The organism is Pseudomonas sp. FH1 (genome assembly GCF_000510895.2).
Taxonomy (GTDB): domain Bacteria; phylum Pseudomonadota; class Gammaproteobacteria; order Pseudomonadales; family Pseudomonadaceae; genus Aquipseudomonas; species Aquipseudomonas azotoformans_A.
This window is the reverse complement of record NZ_AOHM01000129.1, coordinates 180,499-201,951: the sequence shown is the minus strand read 5'-3', so window position 1 is coordinate 201,951 and position 21,453 is coordinate 180,499. Positions and strand designations below refer to the sequence as shown.

Genomic DNA, 21,453 nt, shown 5'->3' with positions numbered 1-21,453 from the left:
GTTGAAAGGAGCGTGGCCGTGCGACAGGAAGGGGCGATTACTGGATCAGGCCAAACTCTTTGGCCAGCACTTTGTAGTCAGCCACCTGTTTCTTCACGTAGGTGTCCAGCTCCGGGCCGGTCATGGCGAACGGGAACAGCTCGCGCTGGTCACGCAGCTTGGCGAACTCTTCCGAGGCCAGCAGTTTGTCGAAGGCGTCTTTCCACCAGGCGTAGTCGGCATCGCTGACTTTTGGCCCGAGGTAGAAACCGCGCACCACCGGCCAGACGATGTCGTAGCCTTGCTCTTTGGCGGTCGGAATGTTCTTCATTTCCGGCTCGTCCAGGCGCTGTTCGGAGAACACCGCCAGCAGGCGCATGTCACCGCTGAGGATGTGCGGCATGGAGTCGGAGATGTCGGTACTGCCCACCTGGATGTGGCCGCCGAGCAGGGCGGTGGCGATTTCGCCGCCGCCTTCGAGGGCCACGTAACGCAGCTCGCGCGGGTTGATCCCGGCGGCCTTGGCGATCAAGGCGGTTTGCATCCAGTCCTGGCTGCCGACGGTGCCGCCGGAACCGATCACTACACTGCCCGGATCTTTTTTCAGGGCTTTGACCAGATCGTCGAGGGTCTTGTAGGGCGAATCGGCTTTCACTGCGATGGCACCGTAGCTGGTGCCGACCGCTGCCAGCCAACGCACGGCGCTTTCATCGAAACGACCAAACTTGCCCTGGGCCAGGTTCAACAGCGAACCGCTGGACCAGGCTACCAGGGTGCCAGCATCCGCCGGGCGCTGGGCGACCACGGCGTTGTAGGCCACCGCACCCACGCCGCCAGGCATGTAGGTCACGCGCATCGGCTTGCTCAGCAGCTTCTCGTTGACCAGCGCGCTTTGCGCCAGTTTGCAGGTCAGGTCGAAACCGCCGCCAGGCGAGGCCGGGGCGATGCATTCCGGGCGCTTGGGTTCGTCGGCGGCCAGCAGTTGGCCGGCGAACAGCATGCAGCCGGCGGCGAGGGCCAATTTACGCAGTGAAGGGGTCATGGTTATCTCCATCTTTGTTGTTATGAGGGGGTACTACCAAAGGGCGACGCTATAGCTGACCAGCAAGCGCATTTCATCCGCATCACGGGCTGAGTAGTTGGAACGGTAAGTGGCGTTGCGCAGGCGCACGGCCACATCCTTGAATGTGCCGCTTTGCACCACGTACTTGATCTCGCTGTTGCGCTCCCATTCCTTGCCGGTCTCGCCGTTCTTGAGCTTGATGTTGTCACCCGAGAGGTAACGGCTCATGAAGCTCAGGCCGGGGATGCCCAGCTTGGCGAAGTCGAAGTCGTAACGTGCCTGCCAGGAACGCTCTTCGGCGCCGGCAAAGTCGTTGATCTGCACGAAGTTGACCAGGTACGGGTCGCTGCCATCCACATAGGGGAACGCGCTGTCGCCGGACATGTGCTGGTAGCCGGCGCTGAGCTTGTGGCCATTGAGGGCATAGCTGAACAGGCCGTTGAGGGATGTATTGTCGATCTTGCCGCCACGCGCGCTGCCGGTGTCATCACTGATGGCCAGGCGCAGGTCGGTGGCGAAGGTGCCGGGGCCCATCGGGCGTGCGGCCACCAGGCCGAGGAAGTGCTGGCGGTACACGTCGTCGAGTTGGGCGAAGTGGTAGCTGCCGGTGATCTTGTCGGCGAACTTGTAGTCGGCGCCGCCAAAGTTGAAGTGCTTGCCGGTGGCGCCGCTGACAAAGCGGCTGTTCTTGTTGTTGAGGGCAATGTCTTCGTAGTTGCTGTCGTCGCGGTCCTTGGCCTTGTCCAGGCGGCCCCCGGTGAACACCAGGTTTTTGAATTCCTTGGAGGTGATCAGGCCGCCGTTGAAAGTCTGCGGCAGGATGCGGCCGTCATTGGGCTTGAGGATCGGCAGCTCGGGGATCAGCGAGCCGATTTTCAGCTCGGTGGCCGAGATCTTCACTTTGCCGGTCAGGCCCAGCTTGGAGTACTCGTCGGCGGCGCGGCCATCGTCGTGGGTGGGCAACAGGCCGGTGCCGGTACGGTCGGGGCTGGAGTCGAGCTTGACCCCGAGCATGCCCAGCGCATCCACGCCAAAGCCGACGGTGCCGTCGGTGTAGCCCGATTGCAGGTTGAGCATGAAGCCCTGGGCCCATTCGTCGCGCTTGGATTGTTGCGCGCTGGTGCCGTCGCGGAAGTCGCGGTTGAAGTACATGTTGCGGGTTTCCAGGGTCGCGCTACTGTCTTCGAAGAAGGCAGCCTGGCTAAGCGGCGAAAAGCCGGCAAGGGTAGCAGCACTGGCGAGGGCGGTCTGGGTCAGGCGAGAAAAACGAACAGGCGAGGGGGCCTGGGGCTGTGTCGACAGCATCGTTGTGTACTCCGTTATTGTTCTTATTTTGGCGAAAACGCTTCAAGGCGTTTTTCGGGCGCGGCGCGAAGGCAGCTCGGCGGGCATAGACCACCGTGACTGGATGCTAAAGGGCGAAGCTTTCACTAACCTTTCAGTGGCCTTTCAATGTTTTCGGGCTTCACAGGCCAGGCGGCGCCTGTAAACTGCCCGCCAAAGCGTGGCGCCGACCACCCCTGAACGAGGTAGAAATCCATGCGTGTCCTGCTGGTTGAAGACCATCTGCAACTTGCCGAAAGTGTCGCGCAAGCGCTCAAGAGCACGGGTCTGACCGTTGACGTGCTGCACGATGGCGTGGCGGCGGACCTGGCCCTGAGCAGCGAGGAGTACGCGGCGGCGATCCTCGATGTGGGGCTGCCGCGCATGGACGGTTTCGAAGTGCTTGCACGTTTGCGCGCCCGTGGGAAGAATCTGCCCGTGCTGATGCTGACGGCGCGCAGTGATGTGAAAGACCGTGTGCACGGTTTGAACCTGGGGGCCGACGACTACCTTGCCAAACCTTTCGAACTCACCGAGTTGGAAGCGCGGGTCAAGGCATTGTTGCGGCGCAGTGTATTGGGCGGCGAGCGCCAACAGGCCTGCGGCGTGTTGGTCTATGACCTCGACACGCGGCGCTTTACCGTGGGCGGCGAGCTGATGACGCTCACCTCCCGCGAGCAAGCGGTGCTGGAGGCGCTGATTGCCCGGCCGGGCCGGGTGATGAGCAAGGAGCAACTGGCTTCCCAGGTGTTCGGCCTGGACGAAGAAGCCAGCCCCGATGCCATCGAAATCTACGTGCATCGCCTGCGCAAGAAACTCGACGGCCAGCCCATTGCCATCGTGACCTTCCGCGGCCTCGGCTACCTGCTGGAAGCCCGCGATGCATAAGCCCAGCAGCCTGCGCTGGCGCCTGCTGTGGAACTTGGCGCTGTTGTTGGTGCTGTTGATGCTCGCCAGTGGCATGAGCGCTTATTGGAATGGTCGCGAAGCTGCTGACACCGCCTACGACCGCACGCTGTTGGCCTCCGCGCGCACCATCGCCGCGGGTTTGACCCAGGTGGATGGCACCTTGAGTGCGAATGTGCCCTATGTCGCGTTGGACACGTTTGCCTACGACAGCGCCGGGCGCATTTATTACCAGGTCAACGACATCGACCAGAAGCTGATCTCCGGCTACGAAAACCTGCCCGGCCCACCGCCGGGTACACCACGCACCGACGATTATCCGGCGCTGGCACGTTTCTATGACGCCATGTATCAGGGGCAGCAGGTGCGGGTGGTGAGCCTGCTCAAGGCGGTCTCTGAGCCAAACATGAACGGCATGGCGGAAATCCGCGTCGCTGAAACCGATGAGGCGCGTGTGAGCATGGCCCGCAGTTTGATGGCGGACACTTTGCTGCGCCTGGGGATGCTCGCTGTCGGCGCATTGCTGCTGGTGTGGTTTGCGGTCAGCGCGGCGTTGCGCCCGCTGGAGCGCCTGCGCACGGCGGTAGAGGAGCGTCAGCCTGACGACTTGCGCCCGTTGCCCTTGGTGGAAGTGCAGCATGAGTTCGGCCCGCTGGTGCGCTCCCTCAACCACTTCACCGAACGCCTGCGCGGCCAATTCGAGCGGCAGGCGCAGTTTATTGCCGATGCGGCCCATGAGCTGCGTACGCCGCTCGCGGCGCTCAAGGCCCGGTTAGAACTAGGCTTGCGTGCCGAGGATCCGGCTACCTGGCGCAGTACCCTGGAAACCGCAGCCCAGGGCACCGACCGTCTGACGCATCTGGCTAATCAATTGTTGTCCCTGGCGCGCATTGAAAATGGCGCCCGCGCGATTGCCGAAGGTGGCGCGCAGTTGCTCGACCTCAGCCAGTTGGCCCGGGAACTGGGTATGGCCATGGCGCCGTTGGCCCACGCACGCGGCGTGGCGCTGGCGTTGGAGGCCGACGAGCCGGTGTGGCTGCGCGGTGAGCCGACCTTGTTGAATGAGCTGTTGAGCAATCTGGTGGACAACGCCCTGGCCCACACGCCACCGGGTGGCAATGTGATTCTGCGGGTGACGGCGCCGGCGGTACTGGAAGTGGAAGACGATGGCCCAGGCATTCCGCTGGATGAGCGGGACCGTGTGTTCGAGCGTTTCTACCGTCGCAGCCAGCAGGGCATGGGGTCTGGCCTGGGATTGGCGATTGTCGGTGAGATTTGCCGGGCGCACCTGGCACAGATCAGCCTGCATGATGGCGAACTGGCCGGGTTGAAAGTGCGGGTGAGTTTTATCGCGGGCTGATCAATAGAACATCGAGCGGGCTTCATCCAACTCGGCGCGCAAGGCGTCGCTGTACGGGTCGAACCGCAGTTTCTTGATCGCAGGCAAGGTCGAGACCGCTACGCTGGCCAACGGGTGATCGGTGCCGCGATGGCAATACAACACAGCCACCTGCACCAGGTCGACGTAGTCGAGGCTGGCCGAATCGCGCTCCAGGTTGAGGTATTGGCCGGGCAGTTTGGCAAGCATTTCCGGGAAGTCCCAGCCACTCAATAGCTTGTCACCGAGCAACGGGTGGATGCTCTCGATCACGTGGTTGAGGCTGACCGGGTCCGCGAGCAACTCGTAATGGTCTTCGGCGTACGTCAGGATCGGCAGCACGCCGATCTGGTGCACCAGGCCGCCGAGAGCCGCCTGGTCTGGCTTGAGCTGGCTGTGGCTGCGGCACAGGGCGTAACTGACGCCCGCCACTTCCAGGCTGCGGCGCCACACATCGCGCATCTTTTGTTCGACCACGTCGGAGCGGGCGTGGAAGATCTGCTCCATCACCAGGCCAATCGCCAGGTTGCTGCTGTAGTTGGTGCCCAGCCGGGTGATGGCGGTGTGCAGGTCGGTGACTTCCTGGGTGGCGCGCAACAACGGGCTGTTGACCACTTTGATCAGGCGCGCCGACAGCGCGGTATCGCGACCGATCACTTTGCTCAAGTGGCTGATGCTGATTTCCGGGTCTTCAGCGGCCTGACGAATATTCAGGGCCACTTCCGGCAATGTCGGCAGAACCAGGTCATCGTTGTCGATGGCCGTCACTAAAGCCTGTTGGACTTTTTCCGCCAGCTTGTTCATTCATGCTCTCTAGGGTGTTGCAAAAAGGTACGGCGATCAGCGCTGGATCTCTCGATCACGGTCGAGCGTGTAAGGCAGGTCGAGCAGTTGCACGCCGGGACCTTCCAATGTGCCTACGTGCACATCGCCACTATCGGCAGCTTCGGCTTGCAACACGGCCAGAAGTTCAATGCTCTCGCCGGCTTTTGCGGCAAGCACCACTTCGCCGATTGCACTGTTGTGGCTGGGGGAAAACAGCGGAGTGCCTGGCTCGGGCAGTTCAGGCGCATTGAGGCTCAAGCGGTACAGACGACGTTTGAGTTTGCCCAGGTACTGCATGCGCGCGACAATTTCCTGGCCGGTGTAGCAGCCTTTCTTGAAGCTCACGCCACCCACGGCCTGCAGGTTGAGCATCTGCGGGATGAACAGCTCGCGGGTTTGTGGCATGACTTGGCCGATGCCTGCACGGATTTGCCCAAGCAGCCACTCATTCAGATCGGTTTGATCGAGGGTTGCAGCCAATTGATTGCGTACGGCTTCGCCGTGCTCGGCAGGCACCCAGAGTTCAGCGCGACCTGGGGAGACGCGGATGGCGATCAACGCATCGTTGCGCACAACACTGTCGGTCTCGGTCTCGGTCGACAGCTCAAGGCCGAGGCTGGCCAGGGCCGTGTCCGCATTCACCAGGCCGAAGCGCACCCAGGCGGCGCTTTCGTCGGTGAGCTTAGACTTGGAGAATACGGCGTACTTCTTCAGGTCGGCCAGCTGCGGTTCCAGCAGCTCGGTGGCCATGGCCAGCAACACGCCGTCACCTTGCAGCAGGATGCGGAAGCTCGACTGCATGCGCCCTTTTTGCGTGCAGCGCGCGCCGAGGCTGGCCTGGGTATCGCTCAGGTAATTGAGGTTGCAGGTCAGTTGGCCCTGAAGGAATTTGGTGGCATCAGCGCCGCGGACGGCGAGAACGCCTTCGTGGGACAGGGGGCAGAAGAAAGCAGAGTCAGCCATGGGTCATCGCAGGTCAAAAAGTCATGGGTGCATCATAGAGGGGCGCCCGGCAAATGGATAGTTTCCGTATGGGGCGACCAAAGCCGACTGTTCCGGTGCCGTCGGGCCTGTATACTTGCCGCCTATTTGAGGAGCGCTCCATGGTCGAAGATGTAGAAATCAATCGTCTCTACTGGCACAGCCGTCGTGGCATGCTGGAGTTGGATGTGTTGCTGGTGCCTTTCACCAAAGAGGTCTATGAAACGCTCAATCAGGTGGATCGCGACCTCTACGTCAGGCTGCTGACTTGTGAAGACCAGGACATGTTCGGCTGGTTCATGGAGCGCGCCGAATCTGAAGACCCAGAGCTGCAGCGCATGGTTCGGATGATCCTGGACCGTGTCCAGCCCAAGTAATACATTCGAATGCCGCTGGCAGGCCTCACGGCTGTTGCTGGCGGGGTATTTCCTTGCCCAGCTGTTCGCGCTGGGTGCGCTTTGGTTTCTTGATCTGTCCTATTCAAGTCTTGGCCTGCTGGTGTGTCTGGCGCACGCGGCCTGGGTTTTGCCGCGCTCTGTCCTGTTGACTCACCGTTCGTCGATTCATGGCCTGCGTCGCGACGCCGATGGCTGGCAGTTGCTCAGTGCGCAGCGGGGCTGGCACAGCGTGCAGTTGCGACCGGACAGCCTCGCATTGCCGTTGATCGTCGTGCTGCGCTACCGGGTGCCGGGCGAATGGCGGATACGTTCGGTGTGTGTGCCCAGGGATTCGCAGGTCGCCGATGTGCATCGACGCCTGCGGGTTCGTCTGAAGTTCAGCCGCCGTAGGTGGTTGGCACCAGGATAGTGTCGCGGGCCTCGGGCAGCATCTGCGGGTAATCGAGGGTGTAATGCAGGCCGCGGCTTTCCTTGCGTTCCATGGCCGAGCGAATCATCAGTTCCGCCACCTGGGCCAGGTTGCGCAACTCGATCAAGTCGCGGCTGACCTTGTAGTTACTGTAGAACTCGTCGATTTCATCCAGCAGCAACCGCACCCGATGCTGTGCGCGTTGCAGGCGTTTGTTGGTGCGCACGATCCCCACGTAGTCCCACATGAAGCGGCGCAGTTCGTCCCAGTTATGGGCGATGATCACGTCTTCGTCCGAGTCGGTGACTTGGCTGGCGTCCCAGCGGGGCAGGGCGGCGGGCACCGGAATGCGCGGTAGCTGTTCAAGGATGTCTGCCGCCGCCGAGCGCGCATAGACGAAACATTCCAGCAGCGAGTTGCTGGCCATGCGGTTGGCGCCGTGCAGGCCGGTAAAGCTGGTTTCGCCAATCGCATACAGGCCCGGGACATCGGTGCGACCGTGCTGGTCGACCATTACGCCACCGCAGGTGTAGTGCGCAGCCGGCACCACGGGGATCGGGCCTTGGGTGATGTCGATGTTGAAGGCCAGGCAACGCTCGTAGACCGTAGGGAAGTGAGTCTTGATGAAAGCTTCGGGCTTGTGGCTGATGTCCAGGTAGACGCAGTCGATGCCCAGGCGCTTCATTTCATGGTCGATGGCGCGGGCGACGATATCGCGCGGGGCCAATTCGGCGCGTGGGTCGAAGCGCTGCATGAAGCGTTCGCCGTTGGGCAGTTTCAGGTGGGCGCCTTCGCCGCGCAGGGCTTCGGTAATCAGGAAACTCTTGGCTTGCGGGTGATACAGGCAAGTGGGGTGGAACTGGTTGAATTCCAGGTTGGCCACCCGGCAGCCCGAACGCCAGGCCATGGCAATGCCGTCGCCACAGGCACCGTCGGGGTTGCTGGTATAGAGGTAGACCTTGGCCGCGCCGCCGGAGGCAAGAATGGTGAAGCGCGCGCCGTAGGTATCGACTTCGCCGCTGGCGCGGTTGAGCACGTAGGCGCCGAGGCAGCGCTCGCCGTCCAGGCCCAGGCGTTTTTCGGTGATCAGGTCGACGGCGACGCGTTGTTCCAGTAATTCGATATTGGGGCGCTGGCGAGCTTGTTCGAGCAGTGTCTTGAAAATGGCGGCGCCAGTGGCGTCTGCCGCATGGATGATGCGGCGGTGGCTGTGACCGCCTTCGCGGGTCAGATGGAACTCAAAACCGCCGTCGTCGCTGCCTGCGTGTTCGTCGCGGGTAAAAGGGACGCCTTGATCGATCAGCCATTGGATGGCTTCACGGCTGTGCTCGACGGTGAAGCGCACCGCGTCTTCATTGCACAGGCCCCCGCCCGCATTGAGGGTATCCTCGACGTGGGATTGCACTGTATCGGTGTCGTCCAGCACGGCGGCGACACCGCCCTGGGCCCAGAATGTCGAGCCGTTGGCCAGGTCGCCCTTGCTCAGTACCGCAATGCGCAGGTGGCTGGGGAGGGTCAGCGCAAGGCTCAAACCGGCCGCGCCGCTGCCGATCACCAGGACATCGTGTTGAAACTGTTGGCTCATTTGAGGGATTCCGCAAAAAGCGATCCGAAGAGGTGGCGCAAACAGGACGCCTGGATCGGCGAATCAAAGGGTCACACGGGCTACTAGTATATAGAGGGGTGGAGCGGCACAATAGCCGGGCATTCGTGGCAATGTGAGATTACGGTGCACGGCTAGGGTAAAATCGGCAGGTTATTGAGGTGGGAACTTTTTGCATAAGCCCCGACTCAATAGCAGGTTGCCCGAAAGCTGGGAAAACGTTGAGTTTATTGGCCCGTCGGGAGCATTGGACGCGTCAGAAAACCGGCGACAAGATTATTCGCGCAGTCGGCCATGCCCGTGCTGCGTTTTTCGTGTGTGCCAAATCAGTGCGTGCCGGAAACTTGCTTGAAGGGGGAGAACTTTTGCGAAAAGACCGAGTCTATGTTTGCAAGCCTGATCGTTTAGTTATGCAAGCCTCCTTCAAGTACAACGAGGAGTGTTCATGCTAACCCAGGAAGAGGATCAGCAGCTGGTCGAGCGCGTTCAACGCGGCGACAAGCGAGCTTTTGATCTGCTAGTGCTGAAATACCAGCACAAAATTCTCGGGTTGATCGTGCGGTTTGTGCACGACACCCATGAAGCGCAGGACGTTGCACAGGAAGCCTTTATCAAGGCTTACCGTGCACTTGGTAACTTTCGCGGTGATAGTGCGTTTTACACGTGGCTATACCGAATCGCCATCAACACGGCGAAGAACTATCTGGTGTCTCGCGGACGCCGCCCACCGGATAGCGATGTCAGTTCAGAAGATGCGGAATTTTACGATGGTGATCACGGCCTCAAGGATCTCGAGTCGCCGGAGCGTGCATTGCTGCGCGACGAGATCGAAGGCACCGTTCATCGCACAATTCAGCAACTGCCAGAAGATTTGCGTACTGCGTTAACTTTACGTGAATTCGATGGTCTGAGTTACGAAGACATTGCGAGCGTCATGCAGTGTCCGGTGGGGACTGTAAGGTCACGGATTTTCCGGGCCCGGGAAGCCATCGATAAAGCCTTGCAACCGTTGTTGCAGGAAAACTAAAGACAGCGGCGACAGCCAAGAGAGGAACCGCCATGAGTCGTGACGCCCTGCAGGAATCGCTGTCCGCAGTGATGGATAACGAAGCGGATGAACTGGAACTTCGTCGAGTGCTCAACGCATTTGATGATGCCGAAACCCGTGATACCTGGTCTCGTTACCAAGTCGCTCGGGCGGTGATGCACAAGGATCTTCTAATCCCTCGTCTGGATATTGCTGCGGCCGTTTCTGCCGCGCTGGCTGATGAAGCCGTTCCGGCAAAAGCTGCTCGTGGTCCATGGCGTAGCCTGGGTCGCTTGGCAGTGGCTGCCTCGGTGACTGTTGCCGTGTTGGCCGGTGTTCGCCTGTACAACCAGGACGAAATCGCCGGTGCCGAACTGGCCCAGCAGACTCAGCAACCGGTGATGGCCGGTCCGCAAGTCAAAGGCCCAGCGGTACTGGCCGGCTACAAGGAAAGCTCTGACACCACCGGCCCGATGGCCAATGGTGTACTGCAAGGGCAATCCGGCTGGCAGGACCAGCGTCTTCCAGGCTACCTGCGCCAGCACGCACAGGAATCGGCTCTGAAGGGCACTGAAAGCGCTTTGCCATACGCTCGCGCAGCAAGCCTGGAAAACCGCTAATCCGTAAGGAGCTCTATGCGAGCCATACCGCTCCTTACGCTTTTGCTCAGTGGTTGGTTTGCACTCCCCGCCCACGTCGATGAAGCCCAAGACTGGCTGACTCGACTTGGGCGTGCAGAGCAGCAGCAAAGCTTTCAAGGCACGTTCGTCTACGAACGTAACGGCAGTTTTTCTACCCATGACATCTGGCATCGTGTCCAGGAGGGTCAGGTCCGTGAGCGGCTTTTGCAGCTCGATGGTTCTGCCCAGGAAGTCGTGCGGCTGGATGGCCGGACCCAATGTGTCAGCGGCACCCTTGTCGCAGGCCTTGGCAACTCGCGTGATGCGCCATCCCGTGCGTTGGATCCGCAAAAACTCAATCAATTCTACGAACTGGCCGTCATTGGCAAATCCCGTGTGGCCGGGCGTAACGCCGTGATCGTCTCGATCACGCCGCGTGACCAGTATCGCTATGGTTTCGAGCTGCACCTGGATCGAGAAACCGCGCTGCCGCTCAAGTCGCTTTTGCTGAGTGATCAAGGGCAGTTGCTTGAGCGCTTCCAGTTCACGCGGTTGAACACATCAGTCGTACCGGATGATCGCGATCTGCAACCCAGCACCGAATGCACACCTATATCGGTTGCCAATGAGAAGGCTCCAGAAGTGCAATCTACTGAGACATGGCATTTGGAGTGGTTGCCGCCCGGCTTTCAACTGACCAATACTAGCGCCCGCAAAGACGCCCAGACCAAGGCAACAGTCGACAGCCTCATGTATGAGGACGGGCTGGCGCGTTTCTCGGTGTTCCTGGAGCCGATCAGTGATGCGAGTGTTACGGAAACCCGCACCCAACTCGGCCCTACGGTGGCTGTATCCCGTCGCCTCAATACGGTGGACGGTGAAATGATGGTGACGGTGGTGGGCGAAATCCCGATCGGCACCGCAGAACGTATCGCGTTGTCGGTGCGCGGTGAAAAAAACCCAGCCGCCCAGCCGTGAGCCGTTAATCCTATGTTCATCCTGACGTTTCACTGTATTTGCATGCCAGGTTGGCTGCCGAGAGCATGAAATGTCTGGATCAGCATTTTCACTTGCAAAAATCTCTTATGTTTTTTATAGGTCAGGGCTTGTCGGCTCTGGCCTTGTTTTGTTCGCGGAACAAAGATGTCGGTCGCAGTTTTCGGCGTTTCTTGAACCCTGTCGCTCAACCCTGCTCGTCGTAACGGGAGCTGTATGTCGATACCACGTTTGAAGTCTTACCTATCCATAGTCGCCACGGTGTTGGTGCTGGGTCAGGCCTTGCCCGCGCAAGCGGCCGAGCTGCCTGACTTTACCCAGTTGGTTGAGCAAGCCTCGCCGGCCGTGGTGAACATCAGTACCACGCAAAAACTGCCGGATCGCAAAGTCTCCAACCAGCAGATGCCGGACCTGGAAGGCCTGCCGCCGATGCTGCGCGAGTTCTTTGAGCGCGGCATGCCGCAACCGCGTGCGCCACGTGGTGGCGGGGGTGGCCAGCGTGAGGCTCAGTCCTTGGGCTCGGGCTTCATCATTTCGCCGGATGGCTACATCCTCACCAACAACCACGTGATCGCCGATGCCGATGAGATTCTCGTGCGCCTGGCTGACCGCAGTGAACTGAAAGCCAAGCTGGTGGGCACCGATCCACGTTCCGATGTGGCCTTGTTAAAGATCGAAGGCAAGGACCTGCCCGTGCTGAAGCTGGGTAAATCCCAGGACCTGAAGGCTGGGCAGTGGGTCGTCGCCATCGGTTCGCCGTTTGGTTTTGACCACACCGTGACCCAAGGTATCGTCAGCGCCATCGGCCGCAGCTTGCCGAACGAAAACTACGTGCCGTTCATCCAGACCGACGTGCCGATCAACCCGGGTAACTCGGGTGGTCCGCTGTTCAACCTGGCCGGTGAAGTGGTGGGGATCAACTCGCAAATCTACACCCGTTCCGGTGGTTTCATGGGCGTGTCGTTCGCTATCCCGATCGACGTGGCCATGGACGTTTCCAACCAGCTGAAAAGTGGCGGCAAGGTCAGTCGTGGCTGGCTGGGTGTCGTGATTCAGGAAGTGAACAAGGACCTGGCTGAGTCCTTCGGCCTTGATAAGCCGGCCGGTGCCCTGGTCGCGCAGATCCAGGACGACGGCCCGGCTGCCAAAGGTGGCCTGCAAGTGGGTGATGTGATCCTGAGCATGAATGGCCAGCCGATTGTCATGTCGGCCGACCTGCCGCACCTGGTGGGTGCACTCAAGGCTGGTAGTAAGGCCAAGTTGGAAGTGATCCGCGAAGGCAAGCGCCAGACCGTTGAGCTGACAGTGGGTGCCATCCCTGAAGAAGGCGCAACCCTGGATGCCTTGGGCAACGCCAAGCCAGGCGCCGAGCGCAGCAGCAACCGCCTGGGTATTGCCGTGGCCGAGCTGACCGACGAGCAGAAAAAGAGCTTCGACCTCAAGAGCGGCGTTGTGATCAAGGAAGTGCAGGACGGTCCTGCGTCCCTGATCGGCCTGCAGCCGGGTGATGTCATCACCCACCTGAACAACCAAGCCATCGACAGCACCAAGCAATTCACCGACATCGCCAAGGCGTTGCCGAAGAATCGTTCGGTGTCGATGCGCGTGCTGCGTCAGGGGCGTGCAAGCTTCATCACGTTCAAGCTCGCCGAGTAAGTCGTTAGAAACAAAAAAGCCCCGCCTTCGTTTGAAGGCGGGGCTTTTTTGTGGGCGAGAGGTTTAGCTCATCATCCCTTTGACCAGGCGTTCCTGCTCGATCAGCTCGCGCTGACGGGCGTCGATACGTGAAGACAGTGGGAAGTTGTTGCCGGCGCGACGCTTGGCAAAATCCAACTGCTGGATGGCCTGCTGGAAATCACCGACCAGCGCAAAGTATTCAGCACGGGCTTGGTGCAGACCAATAATGTTGCCGGACAAGCCGCGTGTCTCTGCGACCTGGTACCACACGTCTGGATCATCCGGACGAGATTTGAGCAAGCTGTCCAGCGCTTTTTCCGCATCGGCGGTACGGTTCTGCTTGAGCAGAAGATCCACGCGTAGCTGATTCAATGGGTAGTTGCCCGGATACTGAGTCAGCATTCGATCAGTACGTTGCTGGGCATCAGGCAGATGGTTATTGTCTATCTCAAGTTGGATCAGTGCCAGGTTGTAGGTGATGTCGTTCGGCGCTTTGGCGAGTAACGCTGTCAGGTTTTCCCGTGCTTGCTTGAACTGAGAACCCTTGATCTGGGCGATAGCCAGGCCATAACGCGCCACATCGTTCTTCGGGTTCTCGTCCAGCTGCGCCTGGAAGCGCTTGGCGGCGAGGCCTGACGTGTCTTCGTATTGCAACTGCACCCTGGCGCGAATCAGTTGATAACGCAGCCTGTCTTCCTTGCCACCGGCTTTGGCTTGCTCGGCCCGGTTGCGGGTGTCGGCGATCCGCGATTCGGTGACTGGGTGAGTCAGCAGGAATTCTGGCGGCTTGGCGTCGAAGCGGTATTGGCGCATCAGGCGTTCGAACATGGTCGGCATGGAGCGCGGGTCGTAGCCGGCTTTTTCCAGGTTGAGGATGCCGATACGGTCCGCCTCTTGTTCGTTCTGACGGGAGAACCGGCGCTGTTCCTGGATCGCCGCTGCCTGGGTGCCGGCAATCGCGGCAATACCCGCGTCGCCCGCGCCGGCTGCTGCGGCAATGATACCACCCAGCAGGGCCGCCATCATTGGGATCTGCATACGCTGTTGCGCTTCCACGCCACGGGCGAAGTGACGCTGGGACAAGTGCGCCAGTTCGTGGGCCAGTACCGAGGCATATTCCCCTTCGGTCTGGGCGTTGAGGAACAGGCCGCCGTTGACCCCGACAATTCCACCAGGCGCGGCAAAGGCGTTCAATTGCGGGCTGTTGATCAGGATGAACTCCAGGCGCCGGTCGTTGACCTGGCTGGTCTCCACCAGCTTGTAGACGCTGGTTTCGACGTAATCCTTGAGCTGCGGATCGTTGAGTTGCGAGACCTGGCCCCGAAGGTAGGCCAGCCAGGCGCGGCCCAACTGGTATTCCTGTTGTGGCGAGACAATGGCAGAGCTGGCGTCGCCGAGTGACGGCAGGTCGTCAGCGAAGCCTGGGGAGGCCAGCAGGCAAGCCAGCGTCAGCAGGGTAGGGCGCAAAAAAGTCATGCACAAAGCCTTTCGACAAAGAGCTTACTGTAGCCGGACACTGAGCTTCGGACCAGATATTCTAAGCATCCCCGACGCTTGCCTGGAGTAAACCATGACCGACGCTGTAGCCTTTGATGCCGAACTCGATGCCAGCGGCCTCAATTGCCCCTTGCCCTTGCTCAAGGCCAAGTTGGAGCTCAATCGTCTGGCCAGTGGTGCGGTGCTCAAGGTGATCGCCACAGACGCGGGCTCCCAGCGTGATTTCCACACCTTTGCCAAGCTCGCCGGCCACACCCTGCTCCATGAAGAAGACGCCGCCGGTGTGTACCGTTACTGGTTGCGCAAGGCCTGAACCGTTTGCCCCTACCCGCCGAGGTTGATTGATGTTCAAAGTGTTACGAGACTGGATCCAGCGCTACTTCTCCGATGAGGAGGCCGTGGTGCTGGCGGTCCTGCTGTTTCTGGCCTTTACGGCCGTGCTCACCTTGGGCGGCATGCTGGCGCCGGTATTGGCGGGGATGGTGTTGGCGTATCTGATGCAAGGCTTGGTCACCACACTGGAGCGCTTGCGCTTGCCAGGCGGAGCCGCCGTGGGCCTGGTGTTCGCCTTGTTCATGGGGCTACTGGTGCTGTTTATCGTGGTAGTACTGCCGCTGCTGTGGCATCAGTTGATCACGTTGTTCAACGAGCTGCCGGGCATGCTCGCCAAATGGCAGTCACTGTTGCTGCTGTTGCCGGAGCGCTACCCGCACCTGGTGTCGGACGAACAGGTGTTGCAGGCCATCGAAGCGGCGCGCGGCGAGATCGGAAAATTCGGGCAATGGGCGCTGACTTTTTCCCTGTCCAGCCTGCCGTTGCTGGTCAACATCATGATCTACCTGGTACTGGTGCCGATCCTGGTGTTCTTCTTCCTCAAGGACCGCGCCATGATCGGCCGTTGGGTACGTGGCTATCTGCCGCGCGAACGTGCGCTGATTACCCGGGTGGCCGAGGAAATGAACCGGCAGATTGCCAACTATATTCGCGGCAAGGTCATCGAGATCATTATCTGCGGCGGCGTGACCTATATCGCCTTTATCGCCCTTGACCTGAACTACGCGGCGTTGCTGGCGTTGTTGGTGGGTATTTCAGTGGTAGTACCGTACGTCGGCGCCGTGGTGGTGACCGTTCCGGTGGCGCTGATCGCGCTGTTCCAGTGGGGCTGGAGCGACCAGTTCATCTACCTGATGGCGGTGTACGGAATCATCCAGACGTTGGATGGCAACGTGCTGGTGCCGCTGCTGTTCTCGGAGGCTGTCAACCTGCACCCGGTCGCGATCATCTGCGCGGTGCTGTTGTTTGGTGGGCTGTGGGGGTTCTGGGGCGTGTTCTTTGCAATCCCGCTGGCGACGCTGTTCAAGGCGGTGCTGGATGCGTGGCCGCGGCAGGAGCCTGTCGTCGCGCCGCTGTTGTAGCGGTTTAGCCTTCTGTGGTGAGCGGGCAAGCCCGCTCACCACAACAGCCCACTGCGTTTCAGGCTTTGTTCAAAGCCTGCGCCGCCGCCAGAACCGCATCCACATGGCCCGGCACTTTCACGCCACGCCATTCCTGACGTAGCACGCCGTCCTTGTCGATGAGGAACGTGCTGCGATCCACACCCAGGTATTCCTTGCCGTACAGCTTCTTCAGCTTGATCACATCAAACAGCTGGCAGACCGCTTCATCCTTGTCGCTGATCAGCTCGAAGGGGAATGCCTGCTTGCCTTTGAAGTTCTCGTGAGATTTCACGCTGTCCCGCGACACGCCAAACACTTCGGTGTTGGCCGCTTCGAATGCTGCGTACTGGTCACGGAACCCCTGGCCTTCGGTGGTGCAGCCGGGCGTGCTGTCCTTCGGGTAAAAGTAGATCACCACTTGCTTGCCCTTGAGGGCTGCAAGGCTGAAGGTCTGGCCGCTGGTGGCCTGGGCTTCGAAATCGGCTACCGGTTTGTCGATGACTACCGCCATGAAAACATCCTTACATTGGGTTCTGTGGGCGCCATGGCTCGATCAGTGCGTCGAGGTTCAGGGCATCGGCGAAATCCAGGAACTGATCGCGCAGCCAACTGATCTGCACGCCGGCCGGCAAGGTCACGGTAAACGTGGCGTTCAGCATGGTGCCGCCGGTTTGCGGGGCCTGGTAGGTGTCACAGGTCAGGTTCTCCAGCTCGACGTTGTGGTCGATGAAGAACTGGCACAGCTCGTTGACGATGTCCGAGCGATAGGCCGAGCTGACATACGCCACATAAGGCAGGGCCTGGGGACGATTCTCCAGGGCCGCACTGCGCACCACATTGACCGTGAAGTCATGCTTCTTGGCCAGGCCCGGCAGGCCGGTTTCCAGGCGCGCCAGGGCATCCCAGGTGCCGGAGATCTGCAGGACCAGTGCGCTGCACTCGCCGTGACGGGTCAGGCGGGAGGTCACGACGGCGCAGCGATTTTCATGGCTGGCGCGGCACAGGACGTTGGTCAGCTCCATGGGGTTGGCGCCGAGGGCACTGATAACAAGGAATTGTTCGCGAACTGTGGGGGTGGACATGCAGCCTTCCTAAAACGATGAGCGGTCGATACTGTGCGGGCTGTATCGATCAAAGGATGAAGGGTAGCGAAAACCGTCGCCAAGGGATAGGAGGTGGCGTTTTCATTGCGTGATCGGCTCGATTTCACCGTGCTCCAAGGCAGGCTTTGGCCCAATGATGGCATTGCCCGTCGTTTAGTTGCGCCATAACGCATCCTCAGGCGGTACTTCGCTTGTGCAAGCATCTTGGCGCCAGTACCATTACGGCTCTCTTTTTCCGGCAGGAGCGGTTGCATGATTGCGGGCAGTATGGTGGCACTGGTCACACCCATGGATGCACAAGGTCATCTCGACTGGGACAGCCTGGGCAAACTGGTGGACTTCCACCTGCAAGAAGGCACCAACGCCATCGTGGCGGTCGGCACCACCGGTGAATCGGCCACCCTCGATGTGGAAGAACACATCCAGGTCATCGAATTCGTGGTCAAGCGCGTCGCGGGCCGTATTGCCGTGATCGCCGGTACGGGTGCCAACTCGACGCGTGAGGCGATCGAGCTGACCAAGAACGCCAAGAAGGCCGGCGCCGATGCCTGCCTGCTGGTGACCCCGTACTACAACAAGCCGACCCAGGAAGGCCTGTACCAGCACTTCCGCGCCATCGCCGAAGCGGTCGATATTCCGCAGATCCTTTACAACGTGCCAGGCCGCACGGCCTGCGACATGCAGGCCGCGACCGTGATCCGCTTGTCCACCGTGCCGAACATCATCGGTATCAAGGAAGCCACCGGCGACCTGCAGCGCGCCAAGGACATCCTGGCCGGCGTGAGCAGTGATTTCCTGCTGTATTCCGGTGACGACGCCACCGCCGTAGAGCTGATCCTGCTGGGCGGCAAGGGCAACATCTCCGTGACCGCCAACGTGGCTCCGCGTGCCATGAGCGAAATGTGCGCCGCCGCCATTGCCGGTGACGCCGTGACCGCCCGGGCGATCCACGAGAAGCTGATGCCGCTCAACAAGACACTGTTTATCGAATCCAACCCTATTCCCGTGAAGTGGGCGCTGACTGAAATGGGCATGATGCCGGACGGTATCCGTCTGCCGCTCACCCGTCTCAGCGAAGCCTGTCACGAACCGCTGCGACAGGCCCTGCGCCAGTCCGGCGTCCTGGTTTAATTGAGGAAGCACTACGCATGAAGCGATTGGCCGGACTTTCCGCACTTGCCTTGATTATCTCCAGCACCAGTGGCTGCGGTTGGATCTGGGGCCCGGAAGGCTACTTCCGTGACCGCGGTAGCGATTACCTGGAAGCCCAACCTACCAAACCGATGGAATTGCCGCCGGGCGTCAACGTTGCCAAGCGCCTTGACCCGTTGCTGCCGATTCCGCGTAACGTCGCCGACGACACCACCAAGGGTGAGTACGTGGTGCCACGTCCACAGCCGATCTCGGCCGTGGCGGATGCCAGCGACTACAGCCTGCAGAAGAGCGGTGATTCCCGCTGGATCGTGGCCCAACGACCACCTGCTGAAGTCTGGCCGGTAGCCGTGCAGTTCTTCCAGGACAACGGTTTCCGCATCGACGAGCAGCGTCCGCAGACCGGTGAGTTCACCACCGCATGGCAGAAAGGCAGCGAGCTGTCCGCCACCATGGCCAAGCGCCTGCAGGCCGGTGGTGTAGCCGCCGACAGCGAAGCCCGTGTGCGTGTGCGCATCGAGCCAGGCGTGCAGCGCAATACCAGTGAAGTCTACGTGGTCAGCGCCGAGCGTCCGGCCGGCAGCACCGCCAACGTTGATTTCACCAATCGTTCGGTCAACACCGGTGTCGACTCGGCGCTGGTCGACGAGATGCTGGCCAGCATGAGCCGTATCTCCGAGAAGGGCGGTTCGGTTTCCCTGCTCGCCGCACGTGATTACGACACCCCGAGCCGCGTCAGCCTGACCGAAGACGGCAGCGGCAACGTGGTGCTGAACCTGGGTGAAGACCTCGACCGTGCCTGGGCCAGTGTTGGCCGTGCATTGGAGCAGGGCCCTTGGCGTGTAGAGGACATCAACCGCAGCCTGGGCCTGTACTACATCAACGTGGCTGAAAAGGCCGAGCGTAAAGATGAAGAGCCAGGTTTCTTCAGCAAACTGTTCGGCAGCCAGCCGACCAAGGAAGAAATCGAGACCCGTGCCGAGCGTTACCAGGTTCGTTTGAGCAAGGTTGGCGAAAGCGTGCAGGTCACCGTCGAGAAGAACATCAACACCGTTGCACCCGCTGAAACAGCGCGCAAAGTGTTGGGCGTGATTCAAGACAACCTGGGCTGATCCGGTGCGTTTTGCCGTTCTCGGCAGCGGTAGCCAAGGGAACGGTACGCTGGTCGCCCACGACGACACGTACGTGCTGGTGGATTGTGGTTTCTCGTTACGGGAAACCGAGCGGCGCCTGCTGCGCCTGGGGGTTCACCCTGCGCAGCTGAGCGCGATTCTGGTGACCCACGAACATGCCGACCACGTGCATGGCGTGGGTTTGCTGTCTCGGCGCTACAATCTTCCGGTGTACCTCAGTCGCGGTACCTTGCGCGGGATGCGCAAACCCATTGAACCCGCAGGTTTCCTGGCCGGTGGCGAGCAGCTGCAAATCGGTGCCCTGAGCATCGATGTGATTGCCGTGGCGCACGACGCCCAGGAGCCGACGCAATATGTCTTCAGCGATGGTGAGCGGCGTTTCGGCGTACTCACCGACCTGGGTTCCTACTGCGCCAAGGTGTTGGACGGTTACCGCGATCTCGATGCGTTGATGATCGAGTCCAACCACTGCCGAGACCTGTTGGCTCGCGGCCACTACCCCCGCTTTCTCAAGCAGCGGGTGGGCGGCGAACTGGGACATTTGAACAACCACCAGGCGGCGTACCTGGTGTATGAGTTGGGCTGGCAAGACTTGCAACACCTGGTCCTGGCCCACCTGAGCAGCAAGAACAACCTGCCGCAGCTGGCCCGGCAATGTTTTGTCGACACCCTTGGGTGCGACCCGGACTGGCTGCAACTGGCCGATCAAGATTCAGGGCTCGACTGGCGACACATCGCCTAGCCCACCATTTAGCAAGCGGAGCCCATCATGGAAAAACGTGAAGAACTCTACCGCGGCAAAGCCAAGTCGGTGTACAAGACCGACGACGCCAACCGCCTGATCCTGCTGTTTCGCAACGACACTTCGGCGTTCGACGGCAAGCGCATCGAACAACTTGATCGCAAAGGCCTGGTGAACAACAAGTTCAACGCCTTCATCATGCAGAAACTCGAAGAGGCCGGCATTCCGACCCAATTCGACAAGCTGCTGGGCGACAACGAGTGCCTGGTCAAGAAGCTCGATATGATCCCGGTGGAATGCGTCGTGCGTAACTACGCCGCCGGCAGCCTGGTCAAGCGCCTGGGCGTGGAAGAGGGCCTCAAGCTCAACCCCTACACCTTCGAGCTGTTCCTGAAGGATGACGCCAAGGGCGACCCGTTCATCAACGAATCCCACGTCGTGGCATTCGGCTGGGGCACAGCTGAGCAACTGGCACGCATGAAGGAGTTGTCCCTCAAGGTCAACGACGTGCTGAGCAAACTGTTCGACGACGCCGGCCTGCTGCTGGTGGACTTCAAGCTGGAATTCGGCGTGTTCCACGACGGCTCCATCGTCCTGGGCGACGAATTCAGCCCGGACGGCTGCCGTCTGTGGGACAAAGACACCAAGAAGAAGATGGACAAGGACCGCTTCCGCCAGGGCCTCGGTGACGTCATCGAAGCCTACGAAGAAGTCGCCAACCGTCTGGGCGTACCGCTTTAATCGACGCAAGCATCTGATAGCACGGAAAAAAATCTCGCTTCGAGCTTTGCTTTCCTGAGTCACGCTGTTATGATGCGCGCCGTTGGAGAGATGCCAGAGTGGCCGAATGGGACGGATTCGAAATCCGTTGTACCTTCACCGGTACCTAGGGTTCGAATCCCTATCTCTCCGCCATTATTAGATACGACTAAGCCCCTGAAATGGTTGAACATTTCAGGGGCTTTTTCGTTGTTGGGGTTTGGTTTAGGGCAAATTTAGGGCAAAAAGGCGCCTCATCTATGGAGAGGCGGACGCTTCTGATGAGCAGCTTTTGCTTCAATAGCTGAGCCTGGAACAGCTCGATGTCGCTCTTGCTGAAATCGACGATCCTCGACTTCCCAAACTTGCTCTCGACGTGCACAGCCTTGCTCTCGTAGTTGATCACCGTGCTGGCAGCCTTTAGCGCGCTGCACTTCCAGCCAGCG

22 protein-coding genes and 1 tRNA gene are annotated in these 21,453 nt (G+C 60.4%); 15 read left to right on the top strand and 8 right to left on the bottom strand.

Annotated elements, in window-relative coordinates:
- Positions 1–37: 37 nt before the first annotated feature.
- Positions 38–1,027, bottom strand: coding sequence for a tripartite tricarboxylate transporter substrate binding protein (locus H096_RS28690; RefSeq protein ID WP_161630250.1), 990 nt, complete (start codon positions 1,025–1,027; stop codon positions 38–40).
- 27 nt (positions 1,028–1,054) lie between these two features.
- On the bottom strand, positions 1,055–2,347 hold the full coding sequence (locus H096_RS28685) for an OprD family porin (protein WP_033902661.1): 1,293 nt from the start codon (positions 2,345–2,347) through the stop codon (positions 1,055–1,057).
- 234 nt (positions 2,348–2,581) lie between these two features.
- Here H096_RS28685 and H096_RS28680 point away from each other — a divergent pair, with 234 nt between their 5' ends.
- Complete coding sequence (locus H096_RS28680; protein ID WP_010212220.1) at positions 2,582–3,253, top strand: response regulator; 672 nt, start codon at positions 2,582–2,584, stop codon at positions 3,251–3,253.
- Positions 3,246–4,631, top strand: coding sequence for a sensor histidine kinase (locus H096_RS28675; protein WP_033902660.1), 1,386 nt, complete (start codon positions 3,246–3,248; stop codon positions 4,629–4,631). Before H096_RS28680 ends, H096_RS28675 begins: the two co-directional genes overlap by 8 nt.
- Here H096_RS28675 and H096_RS28670 read toward each other — a convergent pair whose 3' ends face one another.
- Together H096_RS28670 and H096_RS28665 are read right to left on the bottom strand one after the other, a co-directional pair.
- A complete protein-coding gene (locus H096_RS28670) occupies positions 4,632–5,453 on the bottom strand; it encodes an HDOD domain-containing protein (protein ID WP_033902659.1) in 822 nt (273 codons plus the stop codon).
- 36 nt (positions 5,454–5,489) lie between these two features.
- Entirely contained in the window at positions 5,490–6,437 is a 948-nt protein-coding gene (locus H096_RS28665; protein ID WP_033902658.1) for a folate-binding protein YgfZ, read from the bottom strand.
- 140 nt (positions 6,438–6,577) lie between these two features.
- On the opposite strand from H096_RS28665, the gene H096_RS28660 reads away from it, so the two are divergent.
- Entirely contained in the window at positions 6,578–6,832 is a 255-nt protein-coding gene (locus H096_RS28660) for a succinate dehydrogenase assembly factor 2 (RefSeq protein WP_033902657.1), read from the top strand.
- Entirely contained in the window at positions 6,816–7,262 is a 447-nt protein-coding gene (locus H096_RS33715; protein WP_082461944.1) for a protein YgfX, read from the top strand. Before H096_RS28660 ends, H096_RS33715 begins: the two co-directional genes overlap by 17 nt.
- Here the strand turns inward: H096_RS33715 and nadB are convergent.
- Positions 7,231–8,847 (bottom strand): L-aspartate oxidase, encoded by a 1,617-nt coding sequence (gene nadB, locus H096_RS28655; protein WP_033902656.1) that lies wholly within the window; start codon positions 8,845–8,847, stop codon positions 7,231–7,233. The genes H096_RS33715 and nadB overlap by 32 nt on opposite strands.
- Positions 8,848–9,310: 463 nt before the next feature.
- Here nadB and rpoE point away from each other — a divergent pair, with 463 nt between their 5' ends.
- The 4 genes from rpoE to H096_RS28635 all read left to right on the top strand — a co-directional run bounded on the left by rpoE (position 9,311) and on the right by H096_RS28635 (position 13,164).
- Complete coding sequence (gene rpoE, locus H096_RS28650) at positions 9,311–9,892, top strand: RNA polymerase sigma factor RpoE (RefSeq protein ID WP_003172477.1); 582 nt, start codon at positions 9,311–9,313, stop codon at positions 9,890–9,892.
- A gap of 32 nt (positions 9,893–9,924) precedes the next feature.
- A complete protein-coding gene (locus H096_RS28645; RefSeq protein WP_003172479.1) occupies positions 9,925–10,512 on the top strand; it encodes an RseA family anti-sigma factor in 588 nt (195 codons plus the stop codon).
- A 15-nt stretch (positions 10,513–10,527) separates the two neighbouring features.
- Positions 10,528–11,490, top strand: coding sequence for a MucB/RseB C-terminal domain-containing protein (locus H096_RS28640; protein WP_033902655.1), 963 nt, complete (start codon positions 10,528–10,530; stop codon positions 11,488–11,490).
- A 234-nt stretch (positions 11,491–11,724) separates the two neighbouring features.
- The gene (locus H096_RS28635) at positions 11,725–13,164 is read left to right on the top strand and encodes a DegQ family serine endoprotease (protein WP_033902654.1); all 1,440 of its coding nucleotides are present in this window, start codon (positions 11,725–11,727) and stop codon (positions 13,162–13,164) included.
- Positions 13,165–13,227: 63 nt separating this feature from the next.
- Here the strand turns inward: H096_RS28635 and H096_RS28630 are convergent, their stop codons facing one another.
- Positions 13,228–14,661, bottom strand: coding sequence for a M48 family metalloprotease (locus tag H096_RS28630; protein WP_033902653.1), 1,434 nt, complete (start codon positions 14,659–14,661; stop codon positions 13,228–13,230).
- A gap of 94 nt (positions 14,662–14,755) precedes the next feature.
- Between H096_RS28630 and H096_RS28625 the strand changes: the two genes are divergently transcribed.
- Positions 14,756–14,995, top strand: a complete 240-nt coding sequence (locus H096_RS28625; protein WP_033902652.1) for a sulfurtransferase TusA family protein — start codon at positions 14,756–14,758, stop codon at positions 14,993–14,995.
- Positions 14,996–15,026: 31 nt separating this feature from the next.
- On the top strand, positions 15,027–16,097 hold the full coding sequence (locus H096_RS28620; RefSeq protein WP_033902651.1) for an AI-2E family transporter: 1,071 nt from the start codon (positions 15,027–15,029) through the stop codon (positions 16,095–16,097).
- A 58-nt stretch (positions 16,098–16,155) separates the two neighbouring features.
- On the opposite strand, the gene H096_RS28615 is transcribed toward H096_RS28620, so the two are convergent.
- Together H096_RS28615 and H096_RS28610 are read right to left on the bottom strand one after the other, a co-directional pair.
- Positions 16,156–16,629, bottom strand: a complete 474-nt coding sequence (locus tag H096_RS28615; RefSeq protein WP_033902650.1) for a peroxiredoxin — start codon at positions 16,627–16,629, stop codon at positions 16,156–16,158.
- Between the two features lie 10 nt (positions 16,630–16,639).
- Positions 16,640–17,200, bottom strand: coding sequence for a glycine cleavage system protein R (locus H096_RS28610; RefSeq protein WP_003172487.1), 561 nt, complete (start codon positions 17,198–17,200; stop codon positions 16,640–16,642).
- Between the two features lie 273 nt (positions 17,201–17,473).
- Between H096_RS28610 and dapA the strand changes: the two genes are divergently transcribed.
- The 5 genes from dapA (at position 17,474) to H096_RS28585 (ending at position 21,163) form a co-directional block, all read left to right on the top strand.
- Positions 17,474–18,352, top strand: a complete 879-nt coding sequence (gene dapA, locus H096_RS28605; protein WP_033902649.1) for a 4-hydroxy-tetrahydrodipicolinate synthase — start codon at positions 17,474–17,476, stop codon at positions 18,350–18,352.
- Between the two features lie 17 nt (positions 18,353–18,369).
- Positions 18,370–19,485, top strand: a complete 1,116-nt coding sequence (bamC, locus tag H096_RS28600; RefSeq protein WP_033902648.1) for an outer membrane protein assembly factor BamC — start codon at positions 18,370–18,372, stop codon at positions 19,483–19,485.
- A 4-nt stretch (positions 19,486–19,489) separates the two neighbouring features.
- Complete coding sequence (locus H096_RS28595) at positions 19,490–20,248, top strand: MBL fold metallo-hydrolase (RefSeq protein WP_033902647.1); 759 nt, start codon at positions 19,490–19,492, stop codon at positions 20,246–20,248.
- A 27-nt stretch (positions 20,249–20,275) separates the two neighbouring features.
- Positions 20,276–20,989 carry a phosphoribosylaminoimidazolesuccinocarboxamide synthase gene (gene purC / locus H096_RS28590; RefSeq protein ID WP_033902646.1) on the top strand — a complete coding sequence of 238 codons (714 nt, stop codon included), beginning with the start codon at positions 20,276–20,278 and terminating at the stop codon, positions 20,987–20,989.
- Between the two features lie 84 nt (positions 20,990–21,073).
- A tRNA-Ser gene (locus H096_RS28585) sits at positions 21,074–21,163 on the top strand.
- Positions 21,164–21,453: the final 290 nt, after the last annotated feature.

What these genes read in the sequence shown, in the direction of transcription:
- H096_RS28660 (WP_033902657.1), top strand. Translation starts at nt 6,578, where the DNA reads ATGGTCGAAGATGTAGAAATCAATCGTCTCTACTGGCACAGCCGTCGT.
- H096_RS28640 (WP_033902655.1), top strand. Translation starts at nt 10,528, where the DNA reads ATGCGAGCCATACCGCTCCTTACGCTTTTGCTCAGTGGTTGGTTTGCA.
- H096_RS28645 (WP_003172479.1), top strand. Translation starts at nt 9,925, where the DNA reads ATGAGTCGTGACGCCCTGCAGGAATCGCTGTCCGCAGTGATGGATAAC.
- H096_RS28685 (WP_033902661.1), bottom strand. Translation starts at nt 2,347, where the DNA reads ATGCTGTCGACACAGCCCCAGGCCCCCTCGCCTGTTCGTTTTTCTCGC.
- rpoE (WP_003172477.1), top strand. Translation starts at nt 9,311, where the DNA reads ATGCTAACCCAGGAAGAGGATCAGCAGCTGGTCGAGCGCGTTCAACGC.
- H096_RS28680 (WP_010212220.1), top strand. Translation starts at nt 2,582, where the DNA reads ATGCGTGTCCTGCTGGTTGAAGACCATCTGCAACTTGCCGAAAGTGTC.
- purC (WP_033902646.1), top strand. Translation starts at nt 20,276, where the DNA reads ATGGAAAAACGTGAAGAACTCTACCGCGGCAAAGCCAAGTCGGTGTAC.
- H096_RS28620 (WP_033902651.1), top strand. Translation starts at nt 15,027, where the DNA reads ATGTTCAAAGTGTTACGAGACTGGATCCAGCGCTACTTCTCCGATGAG.
- nadB (WP_033902656.1), bottom strand. Translation starts at nt 8,847, where the DNA reads ATGAGCCAACAGTTTCAACACGATGTCCTGGTGATCGGCAGCGGCGCG.
- bamC (WP_033902648.1), top strand. Translation starts at nt 18,370, where the DNA reads ATGAAGCGATTGGCCGGACTTTCCGCACTTGCCTTGATTATCTCCAGC.
- H096_RS28665 (WP_033902658.1), bottom strand. Translation starts at nt 6,437, where the DNA reads ATGGCTGACTCTGCTTTCTTCTGCCCCCTGTCCCACGAAGGCGTTCTC.
- H096_RS28670 (WP_033902659.1), bottom strand. Translation starts at nt 5,453, where the DNA reads ATGAACAAGCTGGCGGAAAAAGTCCAACAGGCTTTAGTGACGGCCATC.
- H096_RS28675 (WP_033902660.1), top strand. Translation starts at nt 3,246, where the DNA reads ATGCATAAGCCCAGCAGCCTGCGCTGGCGCCTGCTGTGGAACTTGGCG.
- H096_RS28625 (WP_033902652.1), top strand. Translation starts at nt 14,756, where the DNA reads ATGACCGACGCTGTAGCCTTTGATGCCGAACTCGATGCCAGCGGCCTC.
- H096_RS28615 (WP_033902650.1), bottom strand. Translation starts at nt 16,629, where the DNA reads ATGGCGGTAGTCATCGACAAACCGGTAGCCGATTTCGAAGCCCAGGCC.
- H096_RS28630 (WP_033902653.1), bottom strand. Translation starts at nt 14,661, where the DNA reads ATGACTTTTTTGCGCCCTACCCTGCTGACGCTGGCTTGCCTGCTGGCC.
- H096_RS28610 (WP_003172487.1), bottom strand. Translation starts at nt 17,200, where the DNA reads ATGTCCACCCCCACAGTTCGCGAACAATTCCTTGTTATCAGTGCCCTC.
- dapA (WP_033902649.1), top strand. Translation starts at nt 17,474, where the DNA reads ATGATTGCGGGCAGTATGGTGGCACTGGTCACACCCATGGATGCACAA.
- H096_RS28635 (WP_033902654.1), top strand. Translation starts at nt 11,725, where the DNA reads ATGTCGATACCACGTTTGAAGTCTTACCTATCCATAGTCGCCACGGTG.